This is a genomic window from Pseudomonas sp. FSL W7-0098 (genome assembly GCF_005930585.1).
GTDB classification, from domain to species: Bacteria; Pseudomonadota; Gammaproteobacteria; order Pseudomonadales; family Pseudomonadaceae; genus Aquipseudomonas; species Aquipseudomonas bubulae.
The window spans coordinates 189389-204029 of the sequence record NZ_RXHW01000009.1; the positions used below are offsets into that span (position 1 = coordinate 189389).

Here is a 14641-nt window from a genome sequence, read left to right on the forward strand (position 1 = left end):
TGAGCTTCACTTTAGAGGCAATTTAACGATCTGCGCCGTAGTCATGACGTCGCCAAAGGTGTCTTCGACTGAAGCCAGGGCTGCGCGGTGCAGGCTATTTGCATCAATGCTCGAGCCGTCTGCCCGGGTAATACTGCGGGTAGCGGAAGCATCAGATGCTACCACGACCTGGTACCCCAGCGGCGCAGCGTCCCGAGCGCCGCCGGCCACGCAGGCATGGGTCATCAGGCCGGCAATAATTACCGTCTTGATGCCTTTTTCCTTCAGCAGGCGGTCCAGTTCAGTGCTGCCAAAAACGCTCACGGTGGTTTTTTGCAACACCGTATCACCCGCGCGAGGCAGCATCTGCGGGTGGAATTTCACACCTTCGCCGTCCAGCGCAAAAACCGCTGAGCCCGCCGGGGCGATATGCTGAATCTGATAAACCGGAATCCTGGCCTTGTCCGCGAATGCAATAAGCTCGCGAGCCTTGTTGAGTGCCTTCTGGCCGTCCGGGATCGGCAACCGGCCGGTGAAGTACTCCTGCTGAAAATCAATCACCAGTAAAGCCGTAGAGGCCGGGTCAAGACGATCAATCGGAACAGCGCCAGACATGGCACGGATAGTGGGGTTGGGATTGACGGCAGGCTCAGCCGCGAGGGCTGAAGTTGCCGCCAGACTCAGACAGGCGAGCAATGAGGACAGTAGTTTGGGCATTGTAAAAGTCATATGAACCTCTGGTTTGGAATGATGCAACGGAGGGTAAAAGTCTAAAAAGACCGATACCTCGCAACAACGCCAGGGCGCGCATATGACTTATGCGCTTTTTGCACAGATTTCAGTTTGTAGCGCGATGCAACGTCGCCAGAAAACCCGCCGCGCCAACAAACAGACCGGCAAAGGTGCGGTTCATCCGGCGCTGTTGTTGCGGCGTACGCAGCAGACGCAGGACCTTGGACGCCAACCCTGTGTAACCGGCCATGACGATCAGGTCGACGCAGATCATGGTCACGCCCAACGTCAGGTATTGGGACACCAGCGGCGCTGCCGGGTTTACGAACTGCGGCAGCACCGCGAGCATGAACACCAGCGCCTTGGGGTTGCTGACGTTGACCAGAAAGCCGCGAAATACGAGAGCCAGCGGCTTGCCGATGGGACGCACGGCGGCGTCATCGCTCAGATCAGCCGGCAGGGCACGCCACTGTTTGACGGCGAGGTAAACAAGGTAAGCCACGCCGAACCATTTGATGGCATAGAAAGCGGTAGACGAGGCTGCAAGGATGGCGCCGACACCGGCTGCGACAATGGCGATTTGCAACGCCAGGCCCAGTTGCAGGCCCAGGGCATTCCAGTAACCGCGCCAGAAACCATACTGCAGACCGCACGACATCGAAGCAATCGCGCCAGCGCCGGGGGACAGGCTGATCACCCAACAGGCAGCAAAAAAGGCCAACCACGTTTCCAACGACATCGCACACCTCGGACAAGATCTGTAACAAGTCCCTTAAGCTAATGCGTTGGTTGAAAATTGACCACAAATTTCTGAGGGTAGTTTTGACTCTGCGGGAGCGTTACAGGTCGCTTTCTCGCCAGCGGCGTACCGAGCGCTGGAAGAACAGACTGTTGGGGACTTGCACCATGCTGCTACCACTGCCCGATTCAGCGGGCTCGATCAGCGTGGTGTAAAGCAGATTGATGGCCACCACACGACCTTTGACGCCGGGCTTGTCCAGCGTGTCGAGCAACTCCACCACGTCGCCAATGCGAAACGGCCCCACAGTAAAGATCAACACTGCACACAGCAGATTGGAAAGCACGCTCCACATGGCGAAGAAGGCAATCGCCGCCACCGCCACAAAGCCCGACAGCGCCGTCCACAACACGGTGGCCGAAACCCCCAGACGCTCCAGCACGACGATCACTGCGCTGCCCATGATGAACCAGCGCAAGCCGCCGCGCAGCGGCATCATCAGCTGTGGCGGGAACGGATAACGCTCGCCCAGCCGCGTCAGGAAGCGCGCCACGACACGTTGGGAGAAGTAACCCGCCAACAGAATCAGCAAAATCTGCACACCGATCCACAGCGGTGCGATCAGTTCGGCGGGCACTGGCAAGTGCAGGGCTTCCATCAGGACAGGGCTTCCAGTTCTGCTTGCATGGACTCAAGCAATTCCAGCGCTTCCATCCACCGCTCTTCCAGCTGGCTTTCGAGCACTTTGAGCTTGGCCTGTTCCGCCAGCAGATCACGCAATTCATCTTTGCGCGCAGCTTCGTAAACGGCACTGTCGCCCAGGCTGGTTTCGATTTTCGCCAGCTTTTCGTTGACCTTGCCCAGCTCGCTCTCAAGCTTGTCAGCTTCGCGTTTATGCGGTGCCAGCTGCTGACGCAACGCTGCAGCGGCCTGACGTTGAGCCTTTTTATCGGTCTTGTCAGGGTTGACCAGCGTGGTGCTGACCGGCGCATTGCGCAAACGGTAGTCGGCCAGCCAGCGCGCGTAGTCTTCGAGGTCGCCGTCAAATTCCTGAACCTTGCCATCGGCAACCAGCAGGAACTCATCCGTAGTGCTCTTGAGCAGATGGCGATCGTGGGACACCACCAGCACCGCGCCGCTGAACTCTTGCAGAGCCATGGTCAGCGCCAGACGCATTTCCAGATCGAGGTGGTTGGTCGGTTCGTCGAGCAGCAACAGATTCGGGCGGCCCCAGGCTATCAATGCCAGCGCCAGGCGGGCTTTTTCGCCACCGGAGAAGTTCAGTACCGGCTCGTCGATCCGCGCACCCCGGAAGTCGAAACCACCGAGGAAGTCGCGCAGGGTCTGTTCGCGCTCGGTCGGCGCCAGACGCTGCATATGCAGCAACGGGCTGGCCTTGGAATCCAGTGAGTCGAGCTGATGTTGGGCAAAATAGCCAACCACCAGATTCTCGCCACGGGCCAACCGACCCGACAGTGGCTCCAACTCGCCTGCGAGGTTTTTGATCAGGGTCGACTTACCCGCGCCGTTTGGCCCGAGCAAGCCAATACGGGCGCCCGGAACCAGTTGCAGCTTGACCTTCTCGAGGATGGTTTTGTCGCCATAACCCAGGCGCGCATCGGACAAGTCGAGCAACGGGCTGGAGAGCTTGACCGCTTCGCGGAACACGAAGTCGAACGGCGAATCCACATGGGCCGCGCTCAGCTCTTCCATACGCTCAAGGGCCTTGATCCGGCTCTGCGCCTGACGGGCCTTGGTGGCCTGGGCCTTGAAGCGGGCGATATAGCTTTCCATGTGCGCACGTTGCGCCTGTTGCTTTTCGTAGGCCTGCTGCTGCTGGGCCAGACGTTCGGCACGGGCACGCTCAAATGCGCTGTAACCACCGCGATACAGGGTGATTTTGCGCTGATCGACGTGGGCAATGTTGTCGACCACGGCATCCAGGAAGTCCCGATCGTGAGAGATCAGCAGCAAGGTGCCAGGGTAATTCTTGAGGAAGTCTTCAAGCCAGAGAATGGCGTCGAGATCCAGGTGGTTGGTCGGTTCATCGAGCAACAAAAGATCCGACGGGCACATCAGGGCCTGAGCCAGGTTCAGGCGCATCCGCCAGCCACCGGAAAAATCGGCAACCGGGCGATCCATCTGTTCGTTGGTAAAGCCCAGTCCGGCGAGCATTTTGCGCGCCCGTGCATCGGCGGTGTAGCCGTCGGCGCTGTCCAGCTCGGAGTGCAGGCGCGCTTGCGCAGCACCGTCCTCGTCAGCTTCGGCCCTGGCCAGATCGGCCTGCACCTGGCGCAATCGCTGGTCGCCATCGAGCACATAGTCGATCGCAATGCGGTCGAGGGTGTCGATTTCCTGGCGCATATGGGCGATCCGCCAGTCGGCCGGGAGCAGACAATCCCCGGAATCAGGCGTCAACTCACCCAGCAGCAAGGCGAACAAAGTGGATTTACCGGCGCCATTGGCGCCGACCAGACCGGCTTTGTGGCCGGCGTGCAGGGTCAGCTCGGCGTCTTCTAGCAGACGTTGCGGGCCACGCTGTAAAGTCAGGTTCTGAAGTCGGATCATAATGGCGGCGGAGTCTACCAGCTTCCCTCTCAACTGGCGCGAATTGCACTATGCAGACTGACCTGTGGAATTACTGTTTGAACCTCTATGCCCGACCTGGGGTGGAGCAGGCCTGCCTGCACTTGCAGGACCAGGGTGTGGATGTGTGTGTGCTGCTGTGTGCAGCCTGGCTTGAGGAGCGCGGCGTGGCCTTCGACAAGGCGCGCCTTGGGCAACTGAATGCCTGTGCCGGACCCTGGCAGCACGAAGTGGTTCAGCCGTTGCGACAACTGCGAACACGCTGGCGCGAAGCAGCCGCGCACGACGATGCACTGGCGACGCTGCGCGTGCAGGTCAAGGCATTGGAGCTGGAGGCCGAACGGATGTTGTTGCGGCGCCTGGAATCCGTGACTCAGGGCTGGTCGAAAACGCAATCGCAGGATACCTGCGCCTGGCTGCAGAAGATGACGGTCGATGCCGGTCACCCTGATTGCGACGCGCTGCATACGCTGCGCGTCGCAATCAATCGCGCTTAAGAAGCGCTGGCTGGGGTCGTAGCCGAGTTTGTAGCGGTTACCGGAGTTGACGCCGGGGTTGTAGCGGGTGCCGCGGCGGCGGACGTCACGGCGGGCTTGGCCGGAGCCGTGGCCGGTTTGGCAGCTGCTGGCCTTCTTGCGGCAGGCTTGGCTGCTGCAGGTTTAGCCGCTGCGGGTTTTGCCGCAGGCTTGGCCGCTGCAGGTTTGGCCGTTGCGGGTTTTGCCGCAGGCTTGGCCGTTGCGGGCTTGGCCGCTGCGGTTTTAGCGGCAGGTTTGGCCGCTGCAGGTTTAGCAGCAGGTTTGGCCGCCGCTTTTACCGGGGCTTTTGCTGGTACTGGTTTGGCTGCTGCGGGTTTGGCGGTCGGTTTTGCCGCAGCCGTTTTGGACACTGACGGCTTGGCCGCTACGGTTTTTGCAGCAACTGGCTTGGTCGCAGGCTTAGCCGCCGCTACTTTGCCGGCAGGCTTGGCGGCTGCTTTGGCCGGAGCTTTGGCCGGAGCCTTGGCAACCCCTTTGGCAGCCGGTTTTTTCGCTGCCGCTGCAGGCTTGGCATCGCGACTCGACAAAGCCTTGCCAACAGCCTCTTTGACTCGACCGATACCTTGGGCCAACTTCAGGCTTTCTTGAGCATCACGTTTGAGTTGCAGAATATAAGTGCGCGTTTCGCTTTGACGGTCTTTGAGTGAGTCGAGCAGTTGCTCGAGCTCTTTGACCCCAGACTTGGCCTTGGCCTGAGCCTTGGATTTTCCGGCGTTGGCGGCGTCTTGCAGTTTTGCACGTGACTTGTGCAGTTTTTCCTGCGCTTTACCGCGCTGCTTTTCAAGCTTGGCGAGCAGTTTCTCAGCATCAGCCAACGCTTGGGAGCAAGCGTTTTCCAAATGCTCAAGCAGACTGCCTGAGAGCTGTTGGAGCAAGTGCAACGGCGTATTTACGGGCTTCTTATTGGCCGACATGGTTTACCTCCTGGCTGAAGTGAGTGCGGCTCATACTAGACCTCTGCAACTACCGCCGCTAGGGCATGTTGACACTAAGGATAGCTGCACGTTGCATGACGTCGAAAAACTTGTGCTGGATCAATCTTTAACGGCCAAGCCAGCTAAATTCAAAGAGTGCCCAAACGTCTTTTAGCCCCTTCGAATTAAAACATCGGTGCCGCTCGGGCGCTGGCATAATCGCTCGCACATCACGCCGGAGAACCCCCATGCCGCGTTACATGTTTTGGATGTTGTTGTGCCTTGCGCCTGTGGCTGACGCAGCCCCCTCTCCCTCCCCCGACGACGCCCGCGATCTGGCCTACAGCATGGGCGCCAGCCTGGGCGAACGCTTGCGCCAGGAAGTCCCCGAGCTTCAAATCCAGGCACTGATCGAGGGCCTGCACACCGCCTACCAAGGCAAACCGCTGGCCCTGACGGATGAGCGCATCGGCCAGATTCTGGCGCAGCATCAGGCTCAAACAGATCCCGGGCAGGCCTCGTCAGGCATCAACGCCGCCCTGAGCGCTGAAGAAGTTTTTTTGCTGGTCGAAAAACAGCAACCCCAGGCTCGCCAACTGGCCGACGGCATCATCCTGACCGAACTAAAACCCGGCAAAGGCGCCAAGCCCGGCCCACAGGATTCGGTGTATGTGAGCTATGTGGGCCTACTGCCCGATGGCACCGTGTTCGACCATAGCACCCAACCACAATGGTTTCGCCTGGGCAGCGTAATCGCCGGCTGGCGCAGTGCATTGGTACAGATGCCGGTGGGTGCGAAATGGCGGCTGGCGATACCTTCAAGCCAAGCTTACGGCACCCAGGGGGCCGGGGATCTGATTGCCCCCAATACACCACTGGTGTTTGAAATCGAACTGTTCGCTACCCGAAAGTAACCGTCCCGGAAATAAAAAACGGCGCGCCATTGCGCACCGTTTTTTAAATGGATTGTTGCTTAAGCCTGAGCGGCTTCTTTCTGCTTGTGCGCGCTGTGCAGCACTTCGATCAAGCAGTCTTCAAGCTCAAAACGCTCATCAAGCAGAGCGCCCAAAACCTTGATCTCTTCTGCCAGCTTGTCACAGTCAGGGCGATGGGCCTTACCATCACAATGATCGTTGAAAGCCAGGGCGGCCTCGGTAATCACGTTGATACGCGGGTAGATGGTCTCTGCCAGGGCAAGCCCGCGCTCGTCATTGAAGGCCTTGGCCTCCTGATTCAGCTGCTCGTAAATCTCGAAATGGCCTGCGGACACATAATCGACCAGCAGCTGGCAAAACTCTTTTTGAGGCCCGCGTTTGGGATTGTTTTGCTGCTCCAGCAGAGCCGCATAAGCCTTCACAAGTTTACGGCGCTCAAGCAACCAGCGGTCTACCAGTTGGTGGACGCCGTTGAATCGTTCCTGAGCACTCTCGCATCTTTCGAGCATGATGATCTCTCTTCCCTTGTGGGCCCATGCCACCCGACATCAGCCAGGCCTGTGTGAACCAAAACCTGCACGATTGCACGGGCATTGGGCGGCATAACTCCGTGATACGTGCGGGCCAGATTATGCCCGCTTGCCAACTGCTTCAAGGTACCCACGAGAGAAAATTCATACAAGTGTTTAATCCCAAGTGCTACTTCACGTCGCAGTCACGGGGTAATTTGTCCCTGGCAATCGAGCGACTGATCTGAAAGATGGCAAGAACAAGCAGCCCGATAAAGGCCAGCAAGCTCAACTCGGGAATGCTCAAGTCAAAGATGGTCCAGTGAATATGTGTGCAGTCCTCACTGCCACGATAAATCATCGAAATGATTTCACTCGGCGACATGTCGCGCCAGATGCAGGCCAGCTCTGGCTGACAGAGCATCAGTTGATCTGGCGCCAGCTCTTGCAGCCATACCTGCCTCAAGGCACTCGCCGCGCCACCCAGCGCGAACAACATGGAGGCAAGGGAGTAACACAACATGCCAAAACCTTTGGGGCCATGGGCAAAAGCCACCAGGTTGACGAGGCAGAAATCCAGCAAGAAAAAACGCTGAACCTGACATAGCGAACAAGGCTTGAGCCCGGGCCCGTACTCGAGATAAAAAGTGCCGCCCATTACCAAGGCGCCTACTACAAAGGCTAAAAAGAAAATAAAACGTGAAGCTGCCAAGAACATGGCTTTTCCATGACAAAAGAGACAGTTGGTTACGGTAGATGAAAGCCATTAGCCCTTTCAAGGTGACCCTAAGCGGATAGTTCTCGAAGAAACCAAGGAAACCCCAACAGAAACACTAAGCCTTTAGAACAAATCATGTAGGAAAAGGCAGATTGCCCCTCGCTCGCTCAATACTGCAGGCAGCCCCACGTGTGCCGAAACACACGCCAGGCTGGCCTCTTCACAGGGTCGTGGCAGTGACTGGCAAGGGGGATGCGAGCAAACGCTCATCCAGCAAATTCAGCCCTTCCTGAAAAAGCTGATTACTGCGCCCCGTATCTCCCAACTGGGCCAGCAGTCGTGCCAGCTCGGCACAGGTTTCGGGGTTGCGCTCCACCTTGAGGCTGCTTTCAAGGTAATCCCGCGCTTTGCCCCACAAGCTGTTTTGCAGGCACAGGCGACCCAGGGTCAACAGCAGGCTGGCATCGCCGGGATGGCTCTTGAGCCAGCCTTCAGCGGCCTGCAACTGCTTCACCGGGTCACTGCCGCGCAGCAGGCCATAGAGGCGCACAAGATGGCTGTCATAACTGCGCTTGAGCGCCCCGCGCAAGACTTCTTCGGCTTCAGTTTGCGCGCCCAGCTGGCGCAATTGCTCGGCATAGGCCAGCACGAGCGCGGGCTCCTGGCGCTGGGCCGAGGTAAGCTGTTGCCAGGCGCGTTGAAGTGACTGCAACCCGGCCTCGCCTTCGCTTTCACGCTGGGCCGCCAGGCTCAGATTCTGCCCCCAGGCCCGTCGTTCCAGCTCGGCCAGCTCCTTGGGCGGCAATACCTTGTCCTTGCGCAGCTCTGGCAACAGGCGAATCAACGCCGTCCAGTCGCCACGCTGCTGGTGCAGACGCTGCAGCTGGCGCAACACCTGAACATTGTGTGGATGGCGCTCATGCATGGCCTGCAAGGTCACCAGCGCGCCCTCGGTGTCAGCACGGTCCACCTGCAACTGGGCATGGCTCAGGGCAATGGCCAGTTCGGCCTGAGGCTGGCGTTCCAGCGCTCGCTCCAGCAGGTTGTCGCTTTCTTCGTAGTGCCCCTGCTCGTTGGCCGCTCGTGCAGCCCCCAGGTAGTAGAGCAATGGCTGCGGCTCGGCTTCGGCGGCACGGGCCAGATGCTTCTGTGCGCTGGCCCAGCGGCCCTCGGCAAGGTCCATCTGGCCTTGCTCGATGGCGATCTGCACTCGACGGCTGCGGTTGCGCCGCGACCACGGGTTGACCAGCCCTGTAGAAGCCGTCACCAGCTCCACCAGCAGCTTGACTCCCCACACCAGCAGCCACAGGACGGCCAGCAGCGCGAGCGTTGCCCAGACACTGGATTCGTAACGGAAATTTTTATAGGCGATCAGCACATAGCCCGCATCTTCAGCAATTGCCAGGCCGATGCAGGCCGCAGCTGCAATCAACAAGAACACAATCACGTAGAAGCGCTTCATGGAAGTGCCTCCTGCGCCGGGCTGGCAGCCGCTTTGACCGGCTCTTGCGCACGCACATGCCGACGCTCAAGGTAGGCCTGTACCGCGCTCAAGGCAGCCGCAAGGTCCGGGGTTTTTACCGTAACCGGCTGCTTGCCGAGTTCAATCACTTGCTCGAGGATTTTTTTGCTCTGCGGGTTATCCGCATTGAAGTTGCCCTTGAGCACATCTTGCGCCTGCGCCAGGGCCTGGGTGTAAACCGACTCCTGGCCATTGAGCGCCGCCCACTGGGCTTGCTCCAGCGCCAGGCTCAAGGCCAGGCGAACCTGGGTCAGGCTTTGGCCAGCCAACAGGGGGCGCACATTTTTGTCGGCATTGAAGTCGATGCGGATGTAGTGCGAGATCTCCTCCCACCACCGGGACCAACGGCTCGCGCCATCGCCATCAGCGGTGAGGCTGGCCAGCGAGTCACCCTGGTTCTGATAGGCCGGGGCCAGCGCACTGAGTTGCGCCACTTGATCACGCAAGGCCGCCAACTGCAAAAACAGTCCGGTGCGGTCCGGTTGCTCAACACTGCGCAATGCAGTCAGGCTTTTGGCCAGTTGCTCACGAGCGGCGAATGAACCCGGATCGTTCTGCTCGCGCAAAATCGCGTCCGCGCCCTGTACCAGTGCCTGGGCGCTGGTGACGTCTTGCAGGGCCGACAAGCGCAAGGTGGCAAGACGCAACAAGTGCTCGGCCTCGGCCAGGCGCCAGTCTTTGCGGCTTTCGCCCAGCACGGTTTCCAGGCGCTGGTTCAGGCGCTGCTGATCGCCTTGCAGCTGCACGACCAATTGGCGCTGATTATCCAGTTCACTGGCCGAAGGCAGTTGGTTGAGCCGCGCCAGCAGCTTCTGCTCGCCCTGCTTGATCGAAAGCGTTTGCGCGGCCAGGGCCGGTACGTCGCTCAACTGCTCTGCGGTGGCAGCTTGCAGTTGACGCACCTGCCATACCCCCCAGCCGCCGACAGCAACACCGGCGGCGCCGAGCAACAGGGCGAAAACCGCCAGGCCATTGCCTCGACCCTGTGGTGCAGGTTCGGTTTTTTTAGCCGGCGCTTCTGGCGCGGGCTGCACGTGTTCTTTGGACAAGACTGTTTCGCTCACGAATCCATCCTTTGCATTAGAAAGCAGGTGCGGGATGCTCCCGCAGCGCCGCCAGCAAAGCCGTGGCGCTTGCACCACGACAATCCACAACATGTTGCGCCCCGGCGCTGCGAGCCAGCTCAGCAACCCGCGGGCTTGGAACAAACAACGGCAGGCACCCAAGCATGGGCCAGGAATCGCCTGCCATCTGCCGTAAATGTTCAAAACCCTGCCCACTGCTGACCACCAGCGCGTTCAGGCGTTCCACTTCAACCCGCCGGGACAGGGTTGCAGGCGGGTATGACGGCAGTACGCGGCGGTAGATTTCAAGGTAGTCGACCTGCGCGCCAATGCTGCGCAGACGATCCGCGAGCAACTCGCGACCACCCTCCCCACGCAGGATCAACACGCTGGGCTGATCCCCCCCCACTGCAGACTTGAACTCGGGCATCGCCAGCAGCGCCTCGCTGTCATCACCCCGTTGAGGGTAGCTAACATCGAGGCCGTAATCGGCGAGAATCTGCGCCGTCGCGGCGCCAACGCTAAACCACTTCTGCCGGGGCGCATGCGGCCAGTACTGGCTGACCAGCTCAAGCCCCAGGCGCGCCGCAGGCTTGCTGACCACAATCACTGCGCAATACCGGTCAAGACCCGCAATCAGCGCACGCTGAGCATCAGTCATAGTCAACGGGCTGATCGCCAGCAGTGGCAAGCTGCTGCTATATATCCCGGCAGCCGCCAGCTCAGCGGCCAGCGCGGCCGATTCCTCGGCTGGCCGGGTCAGCAGCAAGCGCCAGCCTGTCACTCGTGACCTGCCTCACCATAAACGGCTTTGAGAATATCCCCAGCCCCTTGGGCCAGCAGAGCCTCAGCCACTTGCACACCCAACTCACTGGCGTGTGCACGCGGCGCACGGGCGTCGGCACTGAGCAACACACCGCCACTCGGCTCGCCGACCAGGCCGCGCAGCCAGATTTGCTCGCCTTCAAGCACGGCATAACAGGCAATCGGCACTTGGCAGCCACCGTTGAGATGCTTGTTCAGCGCACGCTCGGCCGTAACGCGCACGGCCGTATCGGCGTGATGCAAAGGCGTCAGCAGGGCATGGATTTCGGGATCTGCGCTGCGGCATTCGATACCCACTGCGCCTTGGCCACCGGCTGGCAAGCTGTCTTCGATGCTGATGGGTGATGTGATGCGCTGTTCAAAACCGAGGCGAATCAGGCCGGCAGCCGCGAGGATAATGGCGTCGTATTCACCTGCATCGAGCTTGGCCAGACGGGTATTGACGTTGCCACGCAGAAAGCGGATTTGCAGGTCCGGACGGCGAGTCAGCAACTGGGCCTGACGGCGCAGGCTCGACGTGCCGACAATGCTGCCCTGAGGCAAATCGTCGAGGCTGGCATAGGTGTTGGAAACGAAGGCGTCACGCGGATCTTCGCGCTCGCAAATGCAAAACAGACCCAGGCCTTCAGGGAAGTCCATCGGTACGTCTTTCATGGAGTGCACGGCGATGTCTGCTTCGTTTTCGAGCAGGGCTGTTTCCAGCTCCTTGACGAAGAGCCCCTTGCCGCCAATTTTCGACAGCGGCGAGTCCAGCAGCTTGTCACCACGGCTGACCATGGGCACCAGCGTCACCAAAATACCGGGGTGAGCCTGCTCTAAACGGGCTTTAACGTATTCGGCCTGCCAAAGAGCCAGGGCGCTTTTACGGGTAGCGATGCGGATTTCGCGAGAGGACATGGATCAATCCGTACTGAAAAGATACGGCTGATAATAACAGCTCAGCCAAAACAGCTTTGACTTGTATCAGAAAGTCCTCGGCCTCCCTGGCCCAAAAACGGCGTATCCACGCCTTTTGAGCACGAATTACAGTTGCTGCATCATCTTGCGAACACCCGCCACATGCCTGCGGCTCACAATCAGCGCATCCCCGTTCAGGCCGCGCAGGAACAGCTGGAAATGCCCAAGGGGCGTGCGTTGCAAGCGCTCGATGCGGTCTCGGGCCACCAGTGCATTACGGTGAATACGCACAAAGCGTTCACCAAACTCGTCTTCGAGTGCCTTGAGCGGCTCGTCGAGCAGAACTTCACCGCCAGCGTGACGCAATGTCACGTATTTATGGTCAGCGATAAAGTAGATCACCTGGTCGATAGGGATCAGCTCAATGCCTTTTCGGGTTCTGGCACTGATATGACTGCGTGGGCCACTGCCGGTTTGCGCGGCAGGCCGGGTGAGTGCAGCCAGCTGGATGCGGTTGGGCCGGTGCGCCTCTTTCAGGGCAGCACGCAGGGCATCTGCGGTGACCGGCTTGAGCACATAGCTGACACCGCTCTCTTGCAGGGCCTGTACGGAAAACTCGTCAGGCGCCACGCAAAACACCACCGAAGGCGGTAGCTCGCGCTCGCACAATTTGGCTGCAACCTGCAACCCGTCGAGGCCTGGCAGGCGGATATCGAGCAAAACGACATCCGGTTTCAGGCTTTCGATCAGGTTAAGTGCCTCTTCGCCATTAGTGGCGCCAGGCTCCAGCAACGTATAGCCCCCGAGCGTGCTGAGCAAATGGCTCAAATGCTCGCGGGCCAGGGTTTCGTCATCAACGATCAGGACATTCATATAGCGCTGTATTCCTGCGTGAGTCTCGCACAAGGATAGCGTAGACAGGTGATGTGACGACTGTCACGGCGATCCACGCTAAGACTAGCGCGAAGGCCAAAAAGTGCCGCAAACCTCACAGCAATATTCACCTGCCTCGATTGCTCGATTTAATACCGGATACGTCTGGCAATCTACAAAGACCTGCTATGACTGATCCATACGACCAACTGTAGACGGTTGCAAAGGCTAAAGTATTCAAACGATACATTTCCTTTCGGAAATTTATTTATACCGCACTTCACACAAAAACCTGCCGAGCTGCGTCAACGCCATGAATGGCAACCCTGTTATGATTCGCGGTAACTATTTGTGTAACTCCCCTCAGCCGATTACGAGCGAATCCATGAGCACCGACAAGACCAATCAGTCCTGGGGCGGCCGCTTCAGTGAACCCGTCGACGCCTTCGTTGCGCGTTTCACCGCCTCCGTCACTTTCGACCAGCGCCTTTATCGCCATGACATCATGGGCTCCGTGGCTCACGCCACGATGCTGGCCAAGGTCGGCGTGCTGACCGATGCCGAACGCGACAGCATCATCGACGGCCTCAAAACCATCCAGAGCGAAATCGAAGCCGGTACGTTTGACTGGCGCATCGATCTGGAAGACGTGCACATGAACATCGAGGCGCGTCTGACCGACCGCATCGGCGTGACCGGCAAAAAACTGCACACCGGCCGTAGCCGTAATGACCAGGTTGCGACCGATATCCGCCTGTGGCTACGTGACGAAATCGATCTGATCCTGGCCGAGATCACCCGCCTGCAAAAAGGCCTGCTGGAACAGGCAGAGCGTGAAGCCGAGACCATCATGCCCGGCTTTACCCACCTGCAGACCGCACAGCCGGTAACATTTGGTCACCATATGCTGGCCTGGTTCGAGATGCTCAGCCGCGATTACGAGCGCCTGGTCGACTGCCGCAAACGCACCAACCGCATGCCTCTGGGCAGCGCCGCACTGGCGGGCACCACCTACCCGATCGACCGCGAATTCACCGCACAACTGCTGGGCTTTGACGCCGTGGGCGGCAACTCGCTGGACAACGTCTCCGATCGCGATTTCGCCATCGAATTCTGCGCCGCCGCCAGCATCGCGATGATGCACTTGTCGCGCTTCTCCGAAGAGCTGGTGCTATGGACCAGCGCGCAATTCCAGTTTATCGACCTGCCCGACCGCTTCTGCACCGGCAGCTCGATCATGCCGCAAAAGAAAAACCCCGACGTGCCGGAATTGGTACGTGGCAAAAGCGGCCGTGTATTCGGTGCGCTGATGGGCCTGCTGACCCTGATGAAAGGCCAGCCATTGGCCTACAACAAGGATAACCAGGAAGACAAGGAACCCCTGTTCGACGCCGCCGACACCTTGCGCGACTCGCTGCGCGCCTTTGCCGACATGATCCCGGCGATCAAGCCCAAGCACGCGATCATGCGTGAAGCGGCGCTGCGTGGTTTCTCCACCGCGACCGATCTGGCCGACTACCTGGTGCGCCGTGGCCTGCCGTTCCGTGACTGCCACGAAATCGTCGGCCACGCTGTGAAGTACGGCGTTGAAACCGGCAAGGACCTGGCGGAAATGAGCCTCGAAGAACTGCGTCAGTTCAGCGATCAGATCGAAGACGATGTGTTTGCCGTACTGACCCTTGAAGGTTCGGTCAATGCCCGTGATCACATCGGCGGCACTGCGCCGGCGCAGGTGAAAGCGGCAGTAGTTCGCGGCAAGGCGCTGCTGGCCAGCCGTTAAACCTCAAAGCGGCGCCCCTGTGGGAGCGAGCC

General features: G+C 59.5%; 15 protein-coding genes and 1 pseudogene. 3 read left to right on the forward strand and 13 right to left on the reverse strand.

Annotation, left to right across the window (positions count from 1 at the left end; genetic code table 11):
• Positions 1-6: 6 nt before the first annotated feature.
• From FHL07_RS17815 to FHL07_RS17830, 4 genes are all read right to left on the reverse strand, one after another.
• Positions 7-696 carry a cysteine hydrolase family protein gene (locus FHL07_RS17815; RefSeq protein ID WP_238705562.1) on the reverse strand — a complete coding sequence of 230 codons (690 nt, stop codon included), beginning with the start codon at positions 694-696 and terminating at the stop codon, positions 7-9.
• A 121-nt stretch (positions 697-817) separates the two neighbouring features.
• Positions 818-1450 carry a LysE family transporter gene (locus tag FHL07_RS17820; protein WP_095000684.1) on the reverse strand — a complete coding sequence of 211 codons (633 nt, stop codon included), beginning with the start codon at positions 1448-1450 and terminating at the stop codon, positions 818-820.
• Positions 1451-1550: 100 nt separating this feature from the next.
• A complete protein-coding gene (locus FHL07_RS17825; RefSeq protein ID WP_095000683.1) occupies positions 1551-2108 on the reverse strand; it encodes a mechanosensitive ion channel family protein in 558 nt (185 codons plus the stop codon).
• On the reverse strand, positions 2108-4018 hold the full coding sequence (locus FHL07_RS17830) for an ATP-binding cassette domain-containing protein (RefSeq protein ID WP_095000682.1): 1911 nt from the start codon (positions 4016-4018) through the stop codon (positions 2108-2110). The genes FHL07_RS17825 and FHL07_RS17830 overlap by 1 nt, the downstream gene beginning before the upstream one ends.
• A gap of 50 nt (positions 4019-4068) precedes the next feature.
• Between FHL07_RS17830 and FHL07_RS17835 the strand changes: the two genes are divergently transcribed.
• The gene (locus FHL07_RS17835) at positions 4069-4533 is read left to right on the forward strand and encodes a TIGR02444 family protein (protein ID WP_138738749.1); all 465 of its coding nucleotides are present in this window, start codon (positions 4069-4071) and stop codon (positions 4531-4533) included.
• Here the strand turns inward: FHL07_RS17835 and FHL07_RS17840 are convergent.
• Complete coding sequence (locus tag FHL07_RS17840) at positions 4530-5486, reverse strand: AlgP family protein (protein WP_138738750.1); 957 nt, start codon at positions 5484-5486, stop codon at positions 4530-4532. The two genes, FHL07_RS17835 and FHL07_RS17840, sit on opposite strands and share 4 nt — an antisense overlap.
• A gap of 248 nt (positions 5487-5734) precedes the next feature.
• Here FHL07_RS17840 and FHL07_RS17850 point away from each other — a divergent pair, with 248 nt between their 5' ends.
• Positions 5735-6400, forward strand: a complete 666-nt coding sequence (locus tag FHL07_RS17850) for an FKBP-type peptidyl-prolyl cis-trans isomerase (RefSeq protein WP_130872338.1) — start codon at positions 5735-5737, stop codon at positions 6398-6400.
• A 59-nt stretch (positions 6401-6459) separates the two neighbouring features.
• On the opposite strand, the gene rsd is transcribed toward FHL07_RS17850, so the two are convergent.
• From rsd to FHL07_RS17890, 8 genes and pseudogenes are all read right to left on the reverse strand, one after another.
• Positions 6460-6930, reverse strand: a complete 471-nt coding sequence (gene rsd / locus FHL07_RS17855) for a sigma D regulator (protein ID WP_095017807.1) — start codon at positions 6928-6930, stop codon at positions 6460-6462.
• A gap of 190 nt (positions 6931-7120) precedes the next feature.
• Positions 7121-7648 (reverse strand): disulfide bond formation protein B, encoded by a 528-nt coding sequence (locus tag FHL07_RS17860; protein ID WP_095017808.1) that lies wholly within the window; start codon positions 7646-7648, stop codon positions 7121-7123.
• Positions 7649-7868: 220 nt separating this feature from the next.
• The gene (locus FHL07_RS17865; protein WP_095000675.1) at positions 7869-9110 is read right to left on the reverse strand and encodes a heme biosynthesis protein HemY; all 1242 of its coding nucleotides are present in this window, start codon (positions 9108-9110) and stop codon (positions 7869-7871) included.
• Positions 9107-10234 carry a uroporphyrinogen-III C-methyltransferase gene (locus tag FHL07_RS17870; RefSeq protein WP_095000674.1) on the reverse strand — a complete coding sequence of 376 codons (1128 nt, stop codon included), beginning with the start codon at positions 10232-10234 and terminating at the stop codon, positions 9107-9109. Before FHL07_RS17870 ends, FHL07_RS17865 begins: the two co-directional genes overlap by 4 nt.
• Before the next feature lie 16 nt (positions 10235-10250).
• The gene (locus tag FHL07_RS17875) at positions 10251-11018 is read right to left on the reverse strand and encodes a uroporphyrinogen-III synthase (protein WP_133143929.1); all 768 of its coding nucleotides are present in this window, start codon (positions 11016-11018) and stop codon (positions 10251-10253) included.
• Positions 11015-11956 (reverse strand): hydroxymethylbilane synthase, encoded by a 942-nt coding sequence (gene hemC / locus FHL07_RS17880; RefSeq protein ID WP_095000672.1) that lies wholly within the window; start codon positions 11954-11956, stop codon positions 11015-11017. Before hemC ends, FHL07_RS17875 begins: the two co-directional genes overlap by 4 nt.
• A 126-nt stretch (positions 11957-12082) precedes the next feature.
• Positions 12083-12829 (reverse strand): LytR/AlgR family response regulator transcription factor, encoded by a 747-nt coding sequence (locus tag FHL07_RS17885; protein ID WP_095000671.1) that lies wholly within the window; start codon positions 12827-12829, stop codon positions 12083-12085.
• Positions 12826-12957: pseudogene (locus FHL07_RS17890) on the reverse strand (sensor histidine kinase); the annotation flags it as partial. The pseudogene FHL07_RS17890 and the gene FHL07_RS17885, both read right to left, overlap by 4 nt.
• A 257-nt stretch (positions 12958-13214) precedes the next feature.
• Between FHL07_RS17890 and argH the strand changes: the two are divergent.
• Complete coding sequence (gene argH / locus FHL07_RS17895) at positions 13215-14609, forward strand: argininosuccinate lyase (protein WP_095000670.1); 1395 nt, start codon at positions 13215-13217, stop codon at positions 14607-14609.
• The last annotated feature ends 32 nt before the right edge of the window (positions 14610-14641 follow it).

Bases quoted from the DNA above. Each gene is read 5' to 3' on its own strand.
- FHL07_RS17825 (WP_095000683.1), bottom strand. From the start codon at position 2,108: ATGGAAGCCCTGCACTTGCCAGTGCCCGCCGAACTGATCGCACCGCTG.
- argH (WP_095000670.1), top strand. From the start codon at position 13,215: ATGAGCACCGACAAGACCAATCAGTCCTGGGGCGGCCGCTTCAGTGAA.
- FHL07_RS17835 (WP_138738749.1), top strand. From the start codon at position 4,069: ATGCAGACTGACCTGTGGAATTACTGTTTGAACCTCTATGCCCGACCT.
- rsd (WP_095017807.1), bottom strand. From the start codon at position 6,930: ATGCTCGAAAGATGCGAGAGTGCTCAGGAACGATTCAACGGCGTCCAC.
- hemC (WP_095000672.1), bottom strand. From the start codon at position 11,956: ATGTCCTCTCGCGAAATCCGCATCGCTACCCGTAAAAGCGCCCTGGCT.
- FHL07_RS17840 (WP_138738750.1), bottom strand. From the start codon at position 5,486: ATGTCGGCCAATAAGAAGCCCGTAAATACGCCGTTGCACTTGCTCCAA.
- FHL07_RS17850 (WP_130872338.1), top strand. From the start codon at position 5,735: ATGCCGCGTTACATGTTTTGGATGTTGTTGTGCCTTGCGCCTGTGGCT.
- FHL07_RS17815 (WP_238705562.1), bottom strand. From the start codon at position 696: ATGCCCAAACTACTGTCCTCATTGCTCGCCTGTCTGAGTCTGGCGGCA.
- FHL07_RS17865 (WP_095000675.1), bottom strand. From the start codon at position 9,110: ATGAAGCGCTTCTACGTGATTGTGTTCTTGTTGATTGCAGCTGCGGCC.
- FHL07_RS17860 (WP_095017808.1), bottom strand. From the start codon at position 7,648: ATGTTCTTGGCAGCTTCACGTTTTATTTTCTTTTTAGCCTTTGTAGTA.
- FHL07_RS17830 (WP_095000682.1), bottom strand. From the start codon at position 4,018: ATGATCCGACTTCAGAACCTGACTTTACAGCGTGGCCCGCAACGTCTG.
- FHL07_RS17885 (WP_095000671.1), bottom strand. From the start codon at position 12,829: ATGAATGTCCTGATCGTTGATGACGAAACCCTGGCCCGCGAGCATTTG.
- FHL07_RS17820 (WP_095000684.1), bottom strand. From the start codon at position 1,450: ATGTCGTTGGAAACGTGGTTGGCCTTTTTTGCTGCCTGTTGGGTGATC.